This window comes from Brevibacillus sp. NSP2.1 (assembly GCF_000470975.2).
GTDB classification, from domain to species: Bacteria; Bacillota; Bacilli; order Brevibacillales; family Brevibacillaceae; genus Brevibacillus; species Brevibacillus agri.
On record NZ_CP048274.1, the window covers coordinates 1,745,001 to 1,764,851 of the forward strand.

Below are 19,851 nucleotides of genomic sequence, written 5' to 3' on the forward strand. Positions count from 1 at the left end.
GGAGATAGCTGGTTCTCCCCGAAATAGCTTTAGGGCTAGCCTCGGAATGAGAGTCTTGGAGGTAGAGCACTGATTGGGCTAGGGGCCCTCACCGGGTTACCGAACTCAGTCAAACTCCGAATGCCAATGACTTATGTCCGGGAGTCAGACGGTGAGTGCTAAGATCCATCGTCAAAAGGGAAACAGCCCAGACCATCAGCTAAGGTCCCCAAGTATACGTTAAGTGGGAAACGATGTGGACTTGCCCAGACAACCAGGATGTTCGCTTAGAAGCAGCCCAACCCTTGGGACCTACTTCAGCCCCAGGATGCGATGAGCCGACATCGAGGTGCCAAACCTCCCCGTCGATGTGGACTCTTGGGGGAGATAAGCCTGTTATCCCCAGGGTAGCTTTTATCCGTTGAGCGATGGCCCTTCCATGCGGAACCACCGGTTCACTAAGCCCGACTTTCGTCCCTGCTCGACTTGTAGGTCTCGCGGTCAAGCTCCCTTCTGCCTTTACACTCTACGAATGATTTCCGACCATTCTGAGGTAACCTTTGGGCGCCTCCGTTACCTTTTAGGAGGCGTCCGCCCCAGTCAAACTGCCCACCTGGCATGGTCCTCTCGCCCGATGAGGGCGACGAGTTAGAAACTCCGTACATCAAGGGTGGTATCCCACCGACAGCTCCACAGAGGCTGGCGCCCCTGCTTCTCAGCTTCCCACTTATCCTGTACATGATGCACAAAGTTCCAATACCAGGCTACAGTAAAGCTCCATGGGGTCTTTCCGTCTTGTCGCGGGTAACCTGCATCTTCACAGGTATTATGATTTCACCGGGTCTCTTGCCGAGACAGCGCCCAAGTCGTTACGCCTTTCGTGCGGGTCGGAACTTACCCGACAAGGAATTTCGCTACCTTAGGACCGTTATAGTTACGGCCGCCGTTTACTGGGGCTTCGGTTCAAAGCTTCGCTTGCGCTAACTCATCCCCTTAACCTTCCAGCACCGGGCAGGTTAAGGGGATGAGTTAGCGCAAGCGAAGCTTTGAACCGAAGCCCCAGTAAACGGCGGCCGTAACTATAACGGTCCTAAGGTAGCGAAATTCCTTGTCGGGTAAGTTCCGACCCGCACGAAAGGCGTAACGACTTGGGCGCTGTCTCGGCAAGAGACCCGGTGAAATCATAATACCTGTGAAGATGCAGGTTACCCGCGACAAGACGGAAAGACCCCATGGAGCTTTACTGTAGCTTGGTATTGGAACTTTGTGCATCATGTACAGGATATGTGGGAAGCTGAGAAGCAGGGGCGCCAGCCTCTGTGGAGCTGTCGGTGGGATACCACCCTTGATGTACTGAGTTTCTAACTCGTCGCCCTCATCGGGCGAGAGGACGATGCCAGGTGGGCAGTTTGACTGGGGCGGTCGCCTCCTAAAAGGTAACGGAGGCGCCCAAAGGTTCCCTCAGAATGGTCGGAAATCATTCGTAGAGTGTAAAGGCAGAAGGGAGCTTGACTGCGAGACCTACAAGTCGAGCAGGGACGAAAGTCGGGCTTAGTGATCCGGTGGTTCCGCATGGAAGGGCCATCGCTCAACGGATAAAAGCTACCCTGGGGATAACAGGCTTATCTCCCCCAAGAGTCCACATCGACGGGGAGGTTTGGCACCTCGATGTCGGCTCATCGTATCCTGGGGCTGAAGTAGGTCCCAAGGGTTGGGCTGTTCGCCCATTAAAGTGGTACGCGAGCTGGGTTCAGAACGTCGTGAGACAGTTCGGTCCCTATCTGTCGCGGGCGCAGGAAGTTTGAGGAGAGCTGTCCTTAGTACGAGAGGACCGGGATGGACGCACCTCTGGTGCACCAGTTGTCACGCCAGTGGCATAGCTGGGTAGCTATGTGCGGACGGGATAAGCGCTGAAAGCATCTAAGCGTGAAGCCCCCCTTAAGATGAGATTTCCCACAGTGTTAAGCTGGTAAGACCCCTCATAGACGATGAGGTTGATAGGTTCGGTGTGGAAGCGCGGCAACGCGTGGAGCTGACGAATACTAATCGGTCGAGGACTTATCCACACATTTCTTAGCAAACATGCGTATTCAGTTTTGAAGGAATAAGTCCTTCCATATTCCTCGGTAGCTCAGTTGGTAGAGCAATCGGCTGTTAACCGATCGGTCGGCGGTTCGAGTCCGTCCCGAGGAGCCATCCATTTGCTCCTGTAGCTCAGTCGGTAGAGCGTTTCCATGGTAAGGAAGAGGTCGCAGGTTCGATTCCTGTCGGGAGCACCAGAAATGATTATGAACATGGCCCGTTGGTGAAGCGGTTTAACACAGCAGCCTTTCACGCTGTCATACAGGGGTTCGAATCCCCTACGGGTCACTTATACACCCAACTAGTTGTTGGGGTCCCCGCAAAGTACTCGGTGTTGCTAAAACGCAATCTCTTCACTTTGTGGGGTACTTTGGAGGCTTAGCTCAGCTGGGAGAGCATCTGCCTTACAAGCAGAGGGTCGGCGGTTCGATCCCGTCAGCCTCCACCACTAATCACATATGGATGGTCAGCAAAACGCACCTCATTCTGTGGCAACGCTGACAATGGATCGTCCAAATCGTCGCGGGATGGAGCAGCTCGGTAGCTCGTCGGGCTCATAACCCGAAGGTCGCAGGTTCAAATCCTGCTCCCGCAACCAAATTTTCTCTAGTCCTACCTCCTGGTCATGTAGAAATGAAGTGTCCAGCAGGTACAACATATATGGAGCTGTGGTGAAGTTGGAGTTCACGCCGGTCTGTCACACCGGAGGTCGCGGGTTCGAGTCCCGTCAGCTCCGCCATCTTTTACAAGGTGGCCTCCTTCATGAAAATGTAAAATGTTTTAGTGGAAATAAAAAACATTGATTTTTCATGAAAGATATGCCATAATTTAATAGTATGCCGGTATAGCTCAATTGGTAGAGCACCTGACTTGTAATCAGGGGGTTGTGGGTTCAAGTCCTATTGCCGGCACCACTTACTGGGGAGATAGCGAAGTGGCTAAACGCGGCAGACTGTAAATCTGTTCCCTCAGGGTTCGGCGGTTCGAATCCGTCTCTCCCCACCAGTATTTCGAGCCATTAGCTCAGTTGGTAGAGCATCTGACTTTTAATCAGAGGGTCGAAGGTTCGAGTCCTTCATGGCTCACCAGTATTTTTGACAAGTAGATATGCGGTCGTGGCGGAATTGGCAGACGCGCTAGATTCAGGTTCTAGTGGTGGCAACACCGTGGAGGTTCAAGTCCTCTCGACCGCACCATTCAATCAAAAAACGAAGCCTTGTAGTGTATTTCAAGCATTGTACGGGGATTTCACAGCTTATCAAAATGCGGACGTAGCTCAATTGGTAGAGCGTCGCCTTGCCAAGGCGAAGGTCGCGGGTTCGAGACCCGTCGTCCGCTCCATAAATGTTCTCGGGTCTCTCACCCGTTCCGGGTTTACCCCTCACAGAACAACAAGGAAGCACGTCACAGGCTCTTCTGATCTGGCTTGGCAGGTAGCGTATCGACGCAGCAGCGCCAGGAAGAAGCGAGACTTGTCGTACATTCCGTTTACCATGTGCCCTTAGCTCAGCCGGATAGAGCGTTTGACTACGAATCAAAAGGTCGGGAGTTCGAATCTCTCAGGGCACGCTTTTTACAGTCGGGAAGTAGCTCAGCTTGGTAGAGTACTTGGCTTGGGACCAAGGGGTCGCAGGTTCGAATCCTGTCTTCCCGACCATGATTTGCCCAAAGATTCGTAACGAAATTGCCGGGGTGGCGGAATGGGCAGACGCAACAGACTTAAAATCTGTCGGGAGTTTCTCCCGTACCGGTTCAAGTCCGGTCCTCGGCACCATATAAGTCAGATGCGGGTGTAGTTCAATGGTAGAACTCCAGCCTTCCAAGCTGGTCGCGTGGGTTCGATTCCCATCACCCGCTCCATACACAAAAAGCAGGGAACCAATCGGCTCTCTGCTTTTTTGCAATAAAAAAGATGATTCAGCTCGAAACAGCGCTTGCGGCCAAGCTTGGGCAGAACCGTTTGGCCGAGGCAAAAGCGACGCAAGAACAAAAGCAAGGAGGACGCACACACAGAAAAAGACCTGTGAGACGAGGCGGCGATATCGCTTCAGCCTTGCCACAGGTCCTTTTGCACGCGGGCGCGAAAGCGAGTGTGCAAGCGTGTGCGTATAGGCCCAGCCCCAAGCTCGCTAATTCGCCCAAGCCCAATAGGAAACGCCCGCAAACGGGGCTTAAGAGCACGAACGTTTTCATCATCTATAGAGGGACAGACTGCTGCATAAAACAGATGTCGAAAGCTGTCTGACGTTTTCAGTGGTAGAAACATATGTTTTCGTGTACAGTAAGGCTAAGGTCGCTTACCGAACGAATAGGTAACGGATCTCTTGCATTGCCTCCTGAATCTCAGGAGGCTTTTTTGCGCGGAGAAGCGGAGAAAATGAATGCTTTCACGTAGATACCGCTGCCTGGACGGCTGCTTCTTCTGGCGATAAAATCGGCAGCGACACGACGAAACGGGTACGATTTTCGTTGGAATCACAATGGATGGTGCCATTATGTTTCTCGATAATGTTTTTGCAGATAGACAGACCGATGCCTGTCCCATTTTGCTTGGTCGTAAAGAACGGTTGGAACAAAATCTCGACAATGTCGGGAGGAATCATTTCTCCGTTGTTTTCCACGCTCAAATAGAGCCAGCCATCCGAAGCGGTGGCAATGACGTGGATGTACTTGTCTGTTCGATTTTGCACAGCGTCGATCGCATTGTTCAACAGATTGACGACGACCTGCTTTAAGCCTTCCTCATAACAAGCCAGGGCGCAGGAGTGGACTTGTTTTTCAAAGCGTATGTTTTCTCCTACCAGTCGCGGAGTAATGAGCGTTTCTACTTCGGCGAGCAGTTGCTCAACTTGGACAGTTTTGAAAATTTCATCTAAAATCGGTTTTTTGGAGAAGCTGAGAAAACCTGTTATTTGCCGGTGCAAATTTTCGAATTCATGCATCACGACTTGAATGTACGTCTGCAGTTGTGCCTGCTCCTGCGTAGACTCGCTAATCAGCTTGAGAAAGCCTTCAATCGCGCACAGCGGATTGCGCAGCTCATGCGCCATGTTGGCGGCGATTTTCCCCAGCATGGTCAGTTTGTCATTGTGCAGGTAGGAAATCGTTTCTTCCTTTTGCACGAGCTCCTTGTTTATCATCTGCTCGAAATGATAGACAGCCCAGAACACACTCTCATCCATCGCCTTCCCCAGTTGTCGCTCCAGATAGTGCATCTCCTGCGGAGAGAGGGACCATTGTTGCAGTTCAGGCTGAAGCACGCGCCAAAAGACATTTCGATACAACTGATACGTACGCAAAATGGAGGAAAAGGGGAACTCCTGCGAACGCAGCCACTCTCCCATATCCAGTGCCCAGTTCTGCATGTCCTGATCTACGTCTTCCACCAGATAACGGGCTAAGAGCACAGTTCGTTTCTCCGCAAAATCACGAGGAATGGTTACAGGAATTTCCATACTGCGAACAATTTCCTGTAACCATATCGTAGTAATTCTTGGAGCCAAATCTAAAATTTTCCGTGAAACGTTCAATAGATTAAGCGTCACAGTCTCCACCATCGCATTATCCACCCCACTAAAATCGTAAGGGAAAAGGGTAAGATTAGACAAGGTATAATTATCCCGATTTCGCGATAAAATGTTTTTTTGTGGGATTTTTTTATTGACAAAATCCGCTGAAATACGCCTTTATTCGGAAAAATATTCAATCATGAGTCCGATTCTAGTCGCATAAAGTAGAATGGACAAACATTTACATGGACCAGGGAGGCAGGGATGGGAGAGCATTTTTGGCTGGGTCTGGTGCATATTTTCATGATTGATCTGGTGTTGAGCAGCGACAATGCTGTCATCATAGGTATGGCTTGTCGGGGCTTGCCTCTGCGGGAGCGAAGCCGTGCTGTCCTGTATGGAACGATCGGGGCTGTTGTCCTGCGAATCGGGTTGACGGGCGTGACGACCTGGATGCTAGATATTCCGCTTGTCAAGGCGGTCGGGGGAGGACTGCTCTTATGGATTGCCATCAAGCTGATGGTGAGCAACCAGGAGGAAACGACAGAGGTAGCGCATAATCAGACAATCGGCCAGGCGGTCAGAACGATTATATTGGCGGATTTTGTAATGAGCCTGGATAATGTTTTGGCGGTTGGTGGAGCGGCGCATGGCGATATATGGCTGGTTTTGCTTGGACTGGGAATGAGCATTCCGCTGTTAATGTGGGGAAGCACATGGGTCGCCAGGCTTATGAACCGTTTTCCAGGCCTGGTCATTCTCGGCGGCGGGGTGTTGGCCTTTACAGCGGTGGACATGTGTCTCGAAGACCCGTACGTGTGGAAATGGATCAATCCGCTGATGCTTAACCACATGTGGCTCCCGGCCATTGCCTCGGCAGCGATCATGCTGTGGGGACGGATGAAAAGGGCCTGAAGAGGTAATGAAAGGAAGCGATACTGGGGAATACTACAAACAAAGTAAACATCGCTGGAAAGGAACCGTTGCACATGAACACAAATCTCTTAATGCTATGGGGATACTGGGATGAAATCTACCAACGGTGCACCAGACTTACCTACATCGAAAAAGGGAACAACATCTTCCGGGTCGTTCCCTTGCGTTATCGGGGGGAGACATTACGCACGTCAGACGAGCGGACCATTCATGACGGCGATCTGATTTTGAAAATACATATTCACAACTATTACTTTGCCACGCTCTGCCGGGGAGTGCAGGACGAGCTGCGGGTCGCCTTGCTGTTGCGCAGGCATATTTTGCAGTCGCTGCCCAGGTTGGCCGCCTTTCTGGAAGCGATGGAGGAGCGGGAGCAAATCAAAGGAATCGTAGGCACAACCATGCTGCACAAAGGAGTCGCCCCGCTGGGCTTTTCCATCTCGGACGTGCCGATGAACTGGTTTTTCCGCTACAAGCGTTGGTACTTGCGGCTCATGCTCAGGCTGGTTCATCCCAACGGCAAAAGACGGGTGCAGACGTGGAAGCACGACATGCCGCTAAAACGGGTCTACATGTCCAAGGAGCTGTTGCTTGCGCGTTACGGACAAGGCGCGTCGACAGGAGATACGCTTTGATGGCCAAACGTTTTTTACTGGTCACCGAGGAATGGGCAGGCAGTGGGCATCGGGTAGCGGCAGAGGCGCTTCAGGAGGTTTTGCAAAAAATGGACGGTGCGGAATCAGCCCGGGTGATCGGAGGCTTACAGACAGCCAGCCCGGGTTTGCGCGTGCTGTCCCGTTTTTTTTATTTCAACATGCTCAAATACGCCAAGCCCATCTGGCACAGCATGTACGAACAGGATGAGATGTGGGGAAAGTCGCTGTCTAAGCCGCTTGGCTGGTGGCTCTCGACGCGACTGCTTCGGCGGGTGCTGCAGGCGGAACAGCCGGACGTCGTAATTGCGACGCATGCCTACTGCCTGTCGGCGCTTGCCTATGCGAAGAAAAAGGCGGACAAGCCGTTTCGGTTGGTCAGTGTGCCGACTGATTTTCACATTAACCGCTTTTGGGTAGATCCGCAGATCGACGCTTATATGGTAGCGCATGAGCAGATGGCAGAGCGGCTGCAACGGCGCTACCAGATCCGCCCGGAAAAAATTCACGTCTGCGGCATTCCGATCCGCCATGCGTTCAGCCTGGCAGAGAAGACGGCCAGGCACGAGTGGAAAAAGCGGCTGGGAATTGCTCCGGAGCGCTTTACGGTGCTGATCGGCGGAGGCGAGGGCGGCTACGGTCAGATGGAAGAAGTCATTCGCGCTTTGCTCACAGAGGAGGAGCCGCTGCAGGTCGTCGCGGTAACCGGAAAAAATGCCCGCCTAAAAAAGCAGTTGGAGGCAGAGCAAGCGCACAGCGGCCAGCGGCACCAGCTTGTCGTCAAAGGCTTTGAAGACTGCATGTGGCAGTGGATTGGCGCGGCAGACGTGTACGTGACCAAGCCCGGAGGCATTACGTGCGCGGAGTCGCTCGCTTTGCGGACGCCGCTGATCCTGTACCAGCCGCTGCCCGGTCAGGAAAGGCATAACAGCGCTTTTCTCACGCAGCAAAACGCAGCCGTGCTGGCGAGTACGCCGCAGGAAATCCGGGAGATTATCAGGCGCTGGCGCCACTCCGATCAAAAGGATAGGATCGCCCGGCAGATGGACAAGCTAAGGCGTCCGGCAGCGGCTACCCATATCGCTGAGCTGCTTTTTCAACTGGAGTCTAAATTTGGAAATGAAAAAGGCGAATGAACAACGAAAACTTCACACATATTAAACCTACCAACGACGAGGAGGTGATTACAGATGGCTAACAACAACCGCTCTAGCAACAATCTGGTGGTTCCTCAAGCAAACCAAGCGCTGGACCAAATGAAGTATGAAATCGCTTCTGAATTCGGCGTTCAGCTTGGTCCGGACACCACTTCCCGTCAAAACGGTTCAGTGGGTGGCGAGATCACAAAACGTCTTGTTGCCTTCGCTGAACAACAATTGGCTGGCCGTGGCTAATTGCATAGCTGGATGAGGGAAGGCACCTGCGGGTGTCTTTCCTTTTTCATGCATATAGAATTATTTGGAAACAAGTTACAGAAAAAACGGCAAACTCGACCGCATATTTTCAGCGTGAGAGGCTGATTCTATAGGTGTTGGGAGGTGAAAGGATTATGACAGTTGGAGCACAAGTAAAACAGGCGCTTGCCAGCCTGAAGGGTGCGCAGGCAGATTTGGAGTCGTTCGCGCTTAGCACGCAAAACAAGCAAGCGAAGCAACTGTACACAGAAGCTGCCGAGCAAACCCAAACGATTGTGAACAACCTGCAGCAACGCGTGACAGAGTTGGAGAACGAAGAGCCACAGTACAAAGGCTTCTAGCCTGCTGTGAATGAGGGAGAGGGACTCCCTCTCTCTTGGCTTTTCTTTTAAGGGCTGACGGAGGTGGAGCATGCCTGACTGGTTCAATATTTTGCTACGCTCGCTGGGAGCGCTGGCATACTTGTTTATTCTGACGAAAATCATTGGAAAGCGGCAAATCAAGCAGCTTTCGCTCATTGAATACATCGTCGGCATTACGATCGGCTCCATCGCTGCCTTCATGGCGACGGAGATGGACGGACCGATTGTTCACAGTCTGATTGCCATGGGTGTTTTTGCGATTGTCCCTGTCCTGATGGAATGGCTGACGCTCAAAAGCAAGGTGCTGCGCGACTTTTTCGAGGGCAAGTCGACCGTTCTTATTAAAGAAGGGAAAATTTTGGAGGACAATCTGAAAAAGGAACGTCTCACGGGGGAAGATTTGCTGGAGCAACTGCGAATCAAAAACGTGTTCCGGGTAGCGGACGTGGAGTTCGCCCTGATGGAGACAAACGGGGAACTGAGCGTGCTCTTGAAGTCCGAGAACCAACCCGTGACGCCGCAGCAGTTGGAATTGACCGTGTCGCCGGCAGAAGAAAACCAGGTCGTCATTATGGATGGCGTCATCATGGACGAGCCGTTGGCGACAGCGGGCTACAATCGCCGTTGGGTGCGCACGCAATTGCAAAAAGCGGGCGTGGCGCTGGAGAACGTGTTTCTCGGCCAGGTCGACAAAGGCGGCGAGCTGTACCTCGATTTGTATGACGACAAAATTCAGGTGCCCGCCCCGCAAGCGATGAAGCTGACGTTTGCGACACTGAAAAAATGCCAGGCCGATCTGGAGCTGTTTGCCCTTGCGACGAAAAGCGAAGAGGCCAAACAGACTTATCAGCGTGACGCGGAGCAATTGCAGCAAGTCATCGACCAATTGAAGCCGTTTTTGATACGGTAAAAAAGGAGTGAGAGAAAAGTGGCGGATCAAAAAAAGAAGAATCTGACCCCCGTGCAGCAAGAGTATCAGCAGTTGGCGATGCGCCATGAGCCTAAGCGTCCGCTCGTGCGCAACTTCATCCGCGCCTTTTTCGTGGGGGGCCTCATCTGCCTGATTGGCCAGGGGATTACAGAGCTGTTCATCCGATACTTTGACTTTACCGAGAAAACGGCCGGAAATCCGACAGTCGCTGTCCTGATCCTGCTTTCGGCGCTGCTCACAGGGCTGGGCGTCTACGACCGGATTGCGCAATGGGCGGGGGCGGGCATGAGCGTTCCGGTGACCGGCTTTGCCAATTCGATCACCTCAGCCGCCATCGAGCACCGCAGCGAAGGACTGGTGCTGGGCGTCGGCGGCAATATGTTCAAGCTCGCTGGCTCCGTCATTGTGTTTGGTGTTGCTGCCGCATTCGTCATCGGTCTTTTAAAAAAGTTGTTTACGATGGGAGGGTGACGCATGCGCCAGGGCCATCAGTCGTGGGTGTTTCCCTCCAAGCCGGTTATTCTCGGCCACGCTGCCATCGGCGGGCCATTTGAAGCACAGGGGCCGTTGGCAGAGGATTTCGATACGCTGCACGGGGACTTGATGATCGGTCAGGAGAGCTGGGAAAAGGCGGAAAAGGTGCTGCTGGAGGAAGCGTGCTCGAAAGCCATCGAAAAAGCGGGGCTGGCGAAGGAGCAGATCAACTTTTTGCTCGCAGGCGATTTGATGAACCAGATCATTTCCGCCAGCTTTTCCGCCCGCACGCTGGCGATCCCGTTTCTCGGCATTTTCGGGGCGTGCTCGACCGCCATGGAAGGCTTGGCACTGGCTGCGCAGCTCGTGGACAGCCAGGCGGCGGACTGCGTGCTCGCGGCGACGTCCAGCCACAACGGGGCGGCAGAAAAGCAATACCGCTACCCGACAGAGTACGGCTCCCAGAAGCCGCCGACCGCCCAGTGGACGGTTACGGGAGCAGGAGCAGCGGTCGTCGGCAACAAAGGTAAAGGCTTGCGCATAGCAGGCGCCACGATTGGCCGAGTCGTGGACATGGGGATGACCGATCCGTTCAACATGGGGGCGGCGATGGCTCCGGCTGCGCTGTCGACGATCGAAACGCATTTTCGCGACTTCCAGCTCCCGCACGACCACTACGACCTGGTGGTAACGGGAGACTTGGGGAAAGTGGGGCATGCGATTTTGTCGGAACTATTGCCTAAACATAACGTGATGGTGCCGCTGCAGCGCTACATTGATTGCGGGAAGCTCATCTATGGAGACAACCCGAATGTCTGGTCCGGAGGGAGCGGCTGCGGCTGCGTTGCGACCGTTACATATGGCCACCTGCTACGGAGGATGAGCGCAGGCGAATGGAAGCGGATGCTGGTGGTGGCGACAGGCGCGCTGCTATCGCCCATCTCGTATCAGCAAGGGGAGAGCATCCCTTGTGTCGCACACGCCGTGGCCATCGAGTCCGAGTGACCTGGAGAGTGATAGCATGACGTTTTTATGGGCGTTTCTCGTAGGGGGAATCATTTGTGTGATCGGCCAGTTTCTCATGGATGTCGTCAAGCTGACACCGGCGCATACGATGTCATCTCTGGTGGTCGCCGGGGCGGTGCTGGACGGCTTCGGGCTGTATGAGCCGCTCGTCCAGTTTGCCGGGGCAGGCGCTACCGTTCCCATCACCAGCTTCGGCAATGCCCTCGTCCACGGCGCGATGGCCGAAGCAGAGCAGCACGGGCTGATCGGCATTGTGACCGGCATTTTTGAAGTGACCAGCGCAGGCATATCGGCGGCGATCGTCTTTGGCTTTTTCATGGCCCTGATCTTCCGGCCAAAAGGCTAAAAGAGGAAAAAGCGCGTCATATGTTACCTGTGCTGCCAAAATGCTTGAATTGAACCTACTTTCGCCAGCTAGTAGAATGGTGGCGTAAGGAGGGGATGTTCATGTCATGGATGAAAAAAACATTGACGACCCTGCTCGCGGCGATGCTTGCCGTCGCGTTTGTTTGCCCTGCTGAATCTTTTGCTGCGCCGCTCTTGAAGCGAGGCAGCGAGAGCGGGGATGTGTGGGATTTGCAGTATCGTCTGCAACTGTTGGGGTATTATACGGACCGGCTAGATGGCAGCTACGGAGCGAACACCGTCCAGGCAGTCAAAAAGTTTCAAAAAGCATACGGACTGCCAGTCGATGGCGTCGCTGGTACAAATACATGGCGGGCGTTAAAAAAAGTATCGGTCAATCGAAACGAGATGCAAATGCTCGCCCAGTTGGTCTATTCAGAAGCGCGGGGAGAAAGCTTTACCGGGCAGGTGGCCGTCGCGGCGGTAGCCCTGAACCGTCTGAAGTCCAAAGACTTTCCGAACACGCTCAAGGGAGTCATTTTCGAGCCGTACGCGTTTACTGCGGTCATTGATGGACAGTACTGGTTGAGCCCCAACAAGACGGCCTACCGGGCCGCATGGGAAGCAGTAAGAGGCTGGGACCCAACCAATGGTGCGCTCTATTACTTCAATCCATCGACCGCCACCTCCAAATGGATCTGGTCTCGTCCGCAAGTCGTGAAGATCGGCAAGCATATTTTCGCCAAATAACGCAGCACGGAACAAAAGGCTCTTGATTTTGGCGCACCATGCGCCGATCAGGGGCCTTTTTTCACGAAGGCAAACGGGTCCGGTGTACGGGGCTGCCCGGCCCAAAGCGCTATTTTTCTGTCCAAGCGGCCATTTGGGAACAATTGTACATTGTGTTCCCGAAATGTTTCGATAAAATGAAACGAAAGGATGGCAAATCGCTTTTTTGGAGGATGATGATGAGGAAACAACTGATCCTGGCCTCGCTGGCAGCCTTGCTGGTCATCGGCACGCCAGTCGCAGAGGCAAAGACAAACGAGACGAATGCGACACCTTATACAGACATTGCCGACCATTGGGCCAAAAAAGAAATTGAAAAACTTTACATAGCAGGGGCTGTTGGCAACGCCGAGTCGTTCCGCCCGGACGATCCTGTCACTCGCGGCGAGCTGGTGACGATGTTTGTGAAAGCAAAGGGCATTGCGCCGGGTACGACAAGTCAGTCGCCGTTTGCCGACATACCTGCAAGCAGTTGGATGGCTCCTTTTGCGGAAACAGCTTATCGGCTCGGGATCGTCCACGGAACGAAGCAAGGAAGCCAATTGTTTTTGCAGGCTGATGAGCCTGTCACCAGAGAAGAGCTTGTGTCCATTTTGATTCGCTCCAAGGGCGAAAGCGGTGCCGTCAACCAGGTGAAATGGTCGACGACGATCCAGACACTGGCCAAGTATCCCGATGGGCAAAGCGTGGGCAAGAGCTACCAGCGGGCATTCGTTTACGCGCTGGAAAAAGGCTTGGTCAGCCCGTATGCAGACGGTACCTTGAAGCCGAAAAACGCGATGACGAGAGCGGAAGCAGCCACGTATGCGGCGCTGCACCTGGTCAAAAGCGAGGCCGCGAAAAGTTCGCAGCAGCTTTTTAACGGAACCGCTTACAAGCAAGCGCTGACCGTCCAGACGACCGCGTACAGCAATCCGAACCAGCCGATCCTCTCATACCTGGAGTATCCGCTGCGCGAGGGTGTCGTCGCTGTCGATCCGTCCGTCATTCCGCTGGGAAGCCATCTGTATATCGACGGCTACGGCTATGCGGTCGCGGCCGACATCGGCGGCGCAGTCAAACAGCGCCATGTCGACCTGTATTTGCCGACCTTGCAGCAAGCCCGCAGCTACGGCATGAAGCAAGGCGTGAAAGTGTACGTGCTGGATTAACGCGAAGTTTTCGAACATATTTCCTGCTCTTTCCACTCATACTAACGGTGGAAAGGGGGGATTTTTTTGTGGGGCTGGGTATTTGCCGGATTGTTTGCCTTGCTGGCGCTGCTTGCCGTCACGCCAGTGAAAATCACTTGTTACTACAGTCGAAAAGAGGAAGACGACCAGCTAGAAGTCGAGATTACGGTATGGCACGGCTTGTTTTCCCGAAGATACGAGATCCCGATGCTGCTGTTCAAGGTGTCTCCTGCCGGCCCGGAGTTGGTAGCGCAGGTGGACACGATCCAGCAAGGAAGCAAAATACAGGAGAAGGTCAAAGACTTTACCCGCAGGCAAGTGAAAGAGTTGTATCACAACTACCGGGAGCTTGTCGATCGGGTGCGGGATTTGTTGCCGCTCATCAAAGACTTGTGCAAGCAGATTCACTGCACCAAGCTGGAGTGGCATACGCTTTTGGGCACTGGGCAGGCGGCTGAGACCGGGGCACTGACCGGGATCATCTGGGGCGTCAAAAGCGTGATTGTCGGCGTCCTGTCGCATTCCATCTCGCTGCGGGCGATGCCGGCGATGAGCGTCCAGCCAGTCTGGAACGCAGCCGTCATCCAGACGACGTTTCGCTGCGTCTTTCATTTTTATTTGGGTCATTTTCTTTTGTCCTTATTGAAAATTGCGCTGCGGATCAGAAGAAGCAACCAGCGCAAATGGCAAACGACGCCATCGCAGGCGTAAAAAAGCAGAAGTCTGCTCATAGGTTCAGCATAATAACGAAAGCCAGCAGTACATGCTCTGAAATCGTTGGGGGAATGTTAACAGATGAGACATACAGGAAGGAGGAGCAGCTTATTATGGCAGACCACCCCATTCAGGGCTTAATGCGTACAGCGATGGAAAACATCAAGCAAATGGTCGACGTCAACACGATCATTGGCGATCCGGTCGAGACACCTGACGGCAGCGTGATTCTCCCGATCTCCAAGGTAGGATTTGGCTTTGCGGCAGGGGGAAGCGAGTTTCAGTACGACCAGCATCACCAGGGAATCGCAGGCCACCCTTTTGGCGGCGGTAGCGGGGGCGGCGTCTCGATTACTCCGGTTGCCTTTTTAGTGGTCGGAAAACAAGGAATCCGCTCCATACCGCTTGAAAATACGACACATCTGTACGACCGGATTCTCGATTCGGTCCCGCAGTTTGTGGACAAGATGCAGTCGCTGTTTAAAAAGCAGGAGGAACCACCTGTTCATACCCAGCCGGTAAGGGTGAGAGTAGACGAGCACGACTTGGAAGAGCTGATAGACCGGGGATAAGAAAATAAAACAGGTATGCGGCCTATGGCCAGGGCATACCTGTTTTTTATTGGCGTGGCTCGCAAGCCTTTACCACAATTGATTGAAAAACAAGCCAGTTCGCGTGGCAAAGCGGAACTGCATGCCAGAGGCTGTCGTCTGTTCGTACGGATTGGCCGACGTCGCCGCTTCATACGAGCGGGAGAACGAGGCAAACGGCTTGCTTTGCACCCGAATGACTTCCTCGCGAAAAGAGCGGGACAGGCCCGCCATTTCCTTGGCAAACCCGGGAAAGTTCGCGGACACCGCCGCACGCCAGGCCGACTCATCCAGGGCGATCTGCCCATCCGACTGTACGCAAAGCCCATAGTTGCCGAGCGCTCCGCCGGATGCTTGCGCCATCCGCGTGAACGTGTCGAGCTTTTGTGTCGCGAGTACAGGAGACTGCTCCGCCAAAAACGCATGCAGGCGGTTGTAGCCGTTGACCAGCGTGCGGGTGTGCCGCAGCAGTTGCTCCATGTCGGGCGAGATGGTGATGGCAATCTCGTTTTCCCCCGCTTGGCGCAAGGAAAGCTGCACCGCACCGTCCGAGAGCGTTACGCGATTGGACGGGCTTGTGTGCTGCACGCCATCCCACAAGTAGACAGCGTCTGATGCTTTTTGCGTGACGCGGTCCAGCCCAAGCGAGCGAACGGTATTTCCCGTCACATCCCACAGTTCAAAAGCCGCGGCGGCTCCGCTCTGCCGCGACGATACCGTCAAGGCGATGGACTGGCCTTCGGAGACGATCCGGGCGTCGAGGCCAAGGGAACTGCCCCGCAGCGCTTCCGCAATGGAGCGGAGGCTGTCCGCGTGAGAGTCGCTGGCTTGCGAATCGTAGGAAAACAGCTCCTCTTGCTCGCCCATGCGCAGGACAAATTGCTGCGGGCCTTCCAAGACGACGGTAGGAGCGTCGCCCGGCAACGCTTTGCTTGTATGGGACTGTCCGCTCGCCAGCGAGACGATGCGCAAACGGTGCGTGCCGCTCGCTGCTTGCGAATCTGCCTGGACGGCTGCCGCTTCGGGAGCAGAGGAGGCGACAGCTCGCTGGTTGATCGCGCTGTTTGGCCGAGACGGATCAAACTCGCGCGCAGCGTTGTCCAGGTCAGCAAAAAAGCGGTACAGGCGGGACAAGGAATCGGAGAGATCAGCCATCCACTGTTGCTGTCGGGTGTAGTATGGCTGCAGGCTATAGCCAAAAATCGGTTCGACAGGTGCGCCGAGCTTCGCCTGAACCATCTGGAAATGGTAGCGGCCGACTCGCTGGCTATACGGAATATGGCTGACCCGATCCAATTTCAAGTCGATCGCCTCCTTGCGAACAATTGGAATACGATGGAAATCATCGTCTGCTACTTTCCATTATAGACGATGCCTACTCCATTTCAATGAGCAGATCGCCAGTTTCGATCGCTTCGCCCGCTTTGACGTAAACGGCCTTGACTTTTCCGTCCTGCGGCGCCTGGATGGTCGTCTCCATCTTCATCGCTTCGCTGACGAGGAGGTGTTCGCCTTTGCGTACCTTGTCCCCTTCGGACACGAGCACTTTCAACACTTTGCCCGGCATCGAGGCGCCCAGGTGAGCGGAGTTTTGCGGATCAGCCTTGCGCCGGATCGTCTCCGAGACTTTGGCCGACTGGTCGCGGACGAAAATTTCCCGCGGCTGTCCGTTCAGCTCGAAGTAAATGATGCGGCGGCCGTCCGGATGCAGTTCGCCGACGGCAACCAGCTTGATAATCAACGTTTTCCCGCGCTCGATCGTAATCGCCGTCTCTTCGCCTGGACGCAGCCCGTAGAAGAACGTAGGGGTGTTCAGGACGGACAGGTCGCCGTATTCTTTCAGGCGCTGGTCATATTGCAGGTACACTTGTGGGTACATGATGTACGACAGCACATCCAGCTCGCTCGGCTCGCGTCCGATTTTTTCCACCAGCTCAGCAGCGACCTCGTTAAAATCAATCGGCGCCAGCAGTTCGCCAGGGCGAGCGGTGAAAGCGTCGCGGCCTTTCAGCACGAGCTGTTGCAAACGTTTCGGGAAGCCGCCTGGCGGTTGGCCCAGGTAGCCTTGGAAAAACTGGATGACAGAGTCCGGGAAGTCGAGGCGTTCGCCTTTTTCCCAAATGTTTTCTTCGTTCAGGTTGTTTTGCACCATGAACAAGGCCAGGTCGCCGACGACCTTGGAGGAAGGGGTGACCTTCACGATGTCGCCGCACATCTGGTTGACGACAGCGTACATGCGCTTCACCTCGTCCCAGCGTCCTTCCAGACCGACCGCTTTAGCCTGCTGTTCCAGGTTGGTGTACTGGCCGCCCGGCATTTCGTGGACGTACACTTCTGTGTTGCTGGCCTTCATGCCGCTCTCGAAGCCTTGGTAGTACGGGCGGACGTCCTCCCAGTAATCGGACAGCTTGTTGAACGACTCAAGCGACAGGCCCGTATCGCGCTCGGTGTGGGCGAGGCTCGCGATCAAGCCGTTCAGGCTCGGTTGCGAGGTCAGGCCGGACATGGAGCTGACGCACGCGTCGACGATATCGACTCCTGCTTCGACCGCTTTGAGCAGCATCGCCGCGCCGTTGCCGGACGTATCGTGCGTGTGCAGGTGGATCGGAATGCCGATTTCCTGCTTCAAGGCGGAGACGAGCTCATAGGCAGCGTAAGGTTTTAAAAGGCCCGCCATGTCTTTGATGGCGAGGATGTGCGCCCCGGCTTTTTCCAGCTCTTTTGCCAGGTTGACGTAGTAGGACAGGGTGTATTTCGTTTTGGTCGGGTCCAAAATGTCGCCCGTGTAGCAAATCGCCGCTTCGGCCACTTTGCCTGTTTCGCGCACCGCATCAATCGCTGTCTGCATGCCCGGCAGCCAGTTCAGGCTGTCGAAGATCCGGAAGACGTCGATGCCGTTTTCCGCAGAAGCTTTGACAAACGCCTGAATGACATTGTCCGGGTAGTTCGTGTAGCCGACTGCGTTTGCCCCGCGCAAAAGCATCTGGAACAGGACGTTCGGGATGCGCTCGCGCAAAATTTGCAGCCGCTCCCACGGCGATTCCTGCAAGAAGCGCATGGACGTGTCAAACGTGGCACCGCCCCACATCTCCAGGGAGAAAAGTCCCGCGCCGAGCTTGCCTGTCGCTTCGGCAATCGAGGCGAGGTCGTAGGTGCGCACGCGTGTGGCAAACAAAGACTGGTGGGCATCGCGGAATGTCGTGTCGGTCACGAGCACCTGCTTTTGCTTCTGAATCCAGCGGACGAGGCCAGCGGCGCCTTCCTTGTCCAAAATTTGCTTCGTGCCGTCCGGATACGGCTGGGCAAACGGCGTGCGCGGAATGCGCGGAGTGTCAAAGTGCGGCTTTTTGTCCGGCTTTGCCATGCCCGGATAGCCGTTGACAATCGTGTTGCCGATGTACGATAGTAGTTTCGAACCCCTGTCCTGACGACCGGGGAACACGAACAGCTCCGGCTTTGTATCAATGAAGGAGGTGTCGTAGTTCCCGCTGAGGAAATCAGGATGCGTCACGACGTTCTCCAGGAAAGGCAGGTTGGTTTTCACACCGCGGATGCGGAATTCGCGCAGCGTTCGAAGCATTTTGCGCGCGGCCTGGTCAAAGCTGGTTCCGTACGTGGAGATTTTGACCAAAAGCGAATCGTAAAACGGTGTGATGATCGCGCCGGGATAGCCGTTTCCGCCGTCGAGACGGACGCCGAAGCCACCGCCGGAGCGCCAGGCTGACAGGCGGCCAGCATCGGGCAGGAAGTTGTTTTCCGCATCTTCGGTCGTTACGCGACACTGGATCGCATAGCCGCTCATTTGAATCTGGGACTGCGAGGCGATCCCGATTTCCGGATCGGAGAGGGCGTGTCCTTCCGCGACTCGGATTTGCGACTGCACGATGTCGATGCCGGTAATCAGCTCGGTAATCGTATGCTCCACCTGAATGCGCGGATTGACTTCAATGAAGTAAAAGCGCTTGTCCGGCGTGAGCAAAAACTCGACCGTCCCCGCGTTGGAGTAGCCAGCTTTTTTCATGAGGGTGAGAGCGGCCTGGCAAATTTCTTCCCGCAGGTTGTCGTCAAGAGAAAGGCTTGGCGCCACTTCCACGACTTTTTGGTGGCGTCTTTGGACGGAGCAGTCGCGCTCGTACAAATGCACGATGTTGCCGTGGTTGTCGCCCAGTATTTGCACTTCGATATGTTTGGGCTGTTCCAGATAGCGCTCCAAATACACTTTGGCGTTGCCAAATGATGAACGTGCTTCGGATCGGGCGCGATCAAGCGACTCCTGCAGCTCGTCTTGGCTGCGCACGATGCGCATGCCGCGGCCGCCGCCGCCGGAAACCCCTTTGATGATGATCGGATAGCCGTACTCTTTGGCAAACAGAAGAGCTTCCTGCAGCGATTCGATCGGCTCCGGCGTCCCTGGAATGACCGGAATTTGCGCTTCGATGGCAAGCTTGCGCGCTTCTACCTTGTCACCGAATTTTTCAATCAGTTCAGGAGAAGGTCCGATGAAAATGATCCCTTCCTCCTGGCAGCGCTTGGCGAAATCGGCATTTTCGGCGAGGAAGCCATACCCTGGGTGGATCGCATCGATATCGTTGCGCTTGGCGATCTCGATGATGCTGTCGATATCCAGATAGGCTTCAATCGGGCCTTTTCCGGCACCGACGAGGTAGGACTCGTCCGCTTTGAAACGATGAATCGAGACGTTGTCTTGCTCGGAGTAAATCGCGACAGTGCGAATGCCGAGCTCAGTGGCAGCGCGGAAGATGCGGATCGCGATCTCGCCGCGGTTTGCTACCAGTAACCGATTGATCTTTCTCTTTGCCAAATTTCTCTCCCCCTCCGTCTCATGACGAGACATGAAAAAATATATATAGCAT

The 19,851-nt window shown here is 54.6% G+C and carries 16 protein-coding genes, 15 tRNA genes and 2 other annotated features (1 of these 33 cut by a window edge); of the genes, 28 read left to right on the plus strand and 3 right to left on the minus strand.

Going from position 1 to position 19,851, the window contains the following annotated elements; all coding sequences use genetic code 11:
• Nucleotides 1-2,045 (plus strand) — a sequence feature (most likely nonfunctional fraction of RNA operon) (it extends 842 nt beyond the left edge of the window).
• Nucleotides 854-995 (minus strand) — a sequence feature (23S ribosomal RNA rRNA prediction is too short). (Overlaps the previous feature by 142 nt.)
• Nucleotides 2,046-2,099: 54 nt before the next feature.
• The 15 genes from M655_RS08535 (at nt 2,100) to M655_RS08605 (ending at nt 3,921) form a co-directional block, all read left to right on the plus strand.
• Nucleotides 2,100-2,175: transfer RNA gene (locus tag M655_RS08535), tRNA-Asn, on the plus strand.
• A 7-nt stretch (nt 2,176-2,182) separates the two neighbouring features.
• A tRNA-Thr gene (locus M655_RS08540) sits at nt 2,183-2,258 on the plus strand.
• Nucleotides 2,259-2,275: 17 nt separating this feature from the next.
• Nucleotides 2,276-2,349 (plus strand) — tRNA-Glu (locus M655_RS08545).
• An 84-nt stretch (nt 2,350-2,433) separates the two neighbouring features.
• Nucleotides 2,434-2,509, plus strand: a tRNA-Val gene (locus M655_RS08550).
• A 73-nt stretch (nt 2,510-2,582) separates the two neighbouring features.
• Nucleotides 2,583-2,659 (plus strand) — tRNA-Met (locus M655_RS08555).
• 64 nt (nt 2,660-2,723) lie between these two features.
• A tRNA-Asp gene (locus tag M655_RS08560) sits at nt 2,724-2,800 on the plus strand.
• A gap of 99 nt (nt 2,801-2,899) precedes the next feature.
• Nucleotides 2,900-2,975 (plus strand) — tRNA-Thr (locus M655_RS08565).
• A gap of 6 nt (nt 2,976-2,981) precedes the next feature.
• Nucleotides 2,982-3,066 (plus strand) — tRNA-Tyr (locus M655_RS08570).
• Nucleotides 3,067-3,073: 7 nt separating this feature from the next.
• Nucleotides 3,074-3,149, plus strand: a tRNA-Lys gene (locus M655_RS08575).
• Between the two features lie 21 nt (nt 3,150-3,170).
• A tRNA-Leu gene (locus tag M655_RS08580) sits at nt 3,171-3,257 on the plus strand.
• Nucleotides 3,258-3,326: 69 nt separating this feature from the next.
• Nucleotides 3,327-3,402: transfer RNA gene (locus M655_RS08585), tRNA-Gly, on the plus strand.
• A gap of 154 nt (nt 3,403-3,556) precedes the next feature.
• Nucleotides 3,557-3,630: transfer RNA gene (locus M655_RS08590), tRNA-Arg, on the plus strand.
• Nucleotides 3,631-3,641: 11 nt separating this feature from the next.
• A tRNA-Pro gene (locus M655_RS08595) sits at nt 3,642-3,718 on the plus strand.
• 29 nt (nt 3,719-3,747) lie between these two features.
• Nucleotides 3,748-3,835: transfer RNA gene (locus tag M655_RS08600), tRNA-Leu, on the plus strand.
• 12 nt (nt 3,836-3,847) lie between these two features.
• Nucleotides 3,848-3,921 (plus strand) — tRNA-Gly (locus M655_RS08605).
• A 527-nt stretch (nt 3,922-4,448) separates the two neighbouring features.
• Here M655_RS08605 and M655_RS08610 read toward each other — a convergent pair.
• On the minus strand, nt 4,449-5,618 hold the full coding sequence (locus M655_RS08610) for a sensor histidine kinase (protein WP_025848928.1): 1,170 nt from the start codon (nt 5,616-5,618) through the stop codon (nt 4,449-4,451).
• Nucleotides 5,619-5,834: 216 nt separating this feature from the next.
• On the opposite strand from M655_RS08610, the gene M655_RS08615 reads away from it, so the two are divergent.
• From M655_RS08615 to ytfJ, 13 genes are all read left to right on the plus strand, one after another.
• The gene (locus M655_RS08615; RefSeq protein ID WP_005830914.1) at nt 5,835-6,485 is read left to right on the plus strand and encodes a TerC family protein; all 651 of its coding nucleotides are present in this window, start codon (nt 5,835-5,837) and stop codon (nt 6,483-6,485) included.
• 74 nt (nt 6,486-6,559) lie between these two features.
• The gene (locus M655_RS08620; RefSeq protein ID WP_005830916.1) at nt 6,560-7,141 is read left to right on the plus strand and encodes a YkoP family protein; all 582 of its coding nucleotides are present in this window, start codon (nt 6,560-6,562) and stop codon (nt 7,139-7,141) included.
• Complete coding sequence (locus M655_RS08625; RefSeq protein ID WP_026557519.1) at nt 7,141-8,295, plus strand: MGDG synthase family glycosyltransferase; 1,155 nt, start codon at nt 7,141-7,143, stop codon at nt 8,293-8,295. The genes M655_RS08620 and M655_RS08625 overlap by 1 nt, the downstream gene beginning before the upstream one ends.
• Nucleotides 8,296-8,349: 54 nt before the next feature.
• Entirely contained in the window at nt 8,350-8,553 is a 204-nt protein-coding gene (locus tag M655_RS08630) for an alpha/beta-type small acid-soluble spore protein (protein WP_005830919.1), read from the plus strand.
• Between the two features lie 155 nt (nt 8,554-8,708).
• Entirely contained in the window at nt 8,709-8,915 is a 207-nt protein-coding gene (locus tag M655_RS08635; protein ID WP_005835427.1) for a DUF1657 domain-containing protein, read from the plus strand.
• Nucleotides 8,916-8,985: 70 nt separating this feature from the next.
• A complete protein-coding gene (locus tag M655_RS08640; RefSeq protein ID WP_026557518.1) occupies nt 8,986-9,846 on the plus strand; it encodes a DUF421 domain-containing protein in 861 nt (286 codons plus the stop codon).
• An 18-nt stretch (nt 9,847-9,864) separates the two neighbouring features.
• Nucleotides 9,865-10,338: a stage V sporulation protein AC gene (gene spoVAC / locus M655_RS08645; protein WP_025848937.1), complete on the plus strand. Its 474-nt coding sequence runs from the start codon at nt 9,865-9,867 to the stop codon at nt 10,336-10,338.
• A 3-nt stretch (nt 10,339-10,341) separates the two neighbouring features.
• On the plus strand, nt 10,342-11,346 hold the full coding sequence (gene spoVAD, locus M655_RS08650) for a stage V sporulation protein AD (protein WP_025848938.1): 1,005 nt from the start codon (nt 10,342-10,344) through the stop codon (nt 11,344-11,346).
• A gap of 16 nt (nt 11,347-11,362) precedes the next feature.
• On the plus strand, nt 11,363-11,713 hold the full coding sequence (spoVAE, locus tag M655_RS08655) for a stage V sporulation protein AE (RefSeq protein WP_005835433.1): 351 nt from the start codon (nt 11,363-11,365) through the stop codon (nt 11,711-11,713).
• Nucleotides 11,714-11,814: 101 nt separating this feature from the next.
• Nucleotides 11,815-12,462, plus strand: a complete 648-nt coding sequence (gene sleB / locus M655_RS08660; protein ID WP_025848941.1) for a spore cortex-lytic enzyme — start codon at nt 11,815-11,817, stop codon at nt 12,460-12,462.
• A 218-nt stretch (nt 12,463-12,680) separates the two neighbouring features.
• A complete protein-coding gene (locus tag M655_RS08665) occupies nt 12,681-13,652 on the plus strand; it encodes an S-layer homology domain-containing protein (protein WP_026557517.1) in 972 nt (323 codons plus the stop codon).
• A gap of 66 nt (nt 13,653-13,718) precedes the next feature.
• The gene (locus M655_RS08670; protein ID WP_026557516.1) at nt 13,719-14,384 is read left to right on the plus strand and encodes a DUF2953 domain-containing protein; all 666 of its coding nucleotides are present in this window, start codon (nt 13,719-13,721) and stop codon (nt 14,382-14,384) included.
• A 116-nt stretch (nt 14,385-14,500) separates the two neighbouring features.
• Nucleotides 14,501-14,959: a GerW family sporulation protein gene (gene ytfJ / locus M655_RS08675; protein ID WP_005835438.1), complete on the plus strand. Its 459-nt coding sequence runs from the start codon at nt 14,501-14,503 to the stop codon at nt 14,957-14,959.
• 69 nt (nt 14,960-15,028) lie between these two features.
• On the opposite strand, the gene fliD is transcribed toward ytfJ, so the two are convergent.
• Nucleotides 15,029-16,279, minus strand: a complete 1,251-nt coding sequence (fliD, locus tag M655_RS08680) for a flagellar filament capping protein FliD (protein ID WP_026557515.1) — start codon at nt 16,277-16,279, stop codon at nt 15,029-15,031.
• Between the two features lie 73 nt (nt 16,280-16,352).
• On the minus strand, nt 16,353-19,799 hold the full coding sequence (gene pyc, locus M655_RS08685) for a pyruvate carboxylase (protein WP_026557514.1): 3,447 nt from the start codon (nt 19,797-19,799) through the stop codon (nt 16,353-16,355).
• Nucleotides 19,800-19,851 lie beyond the last annotated feature (52 nt).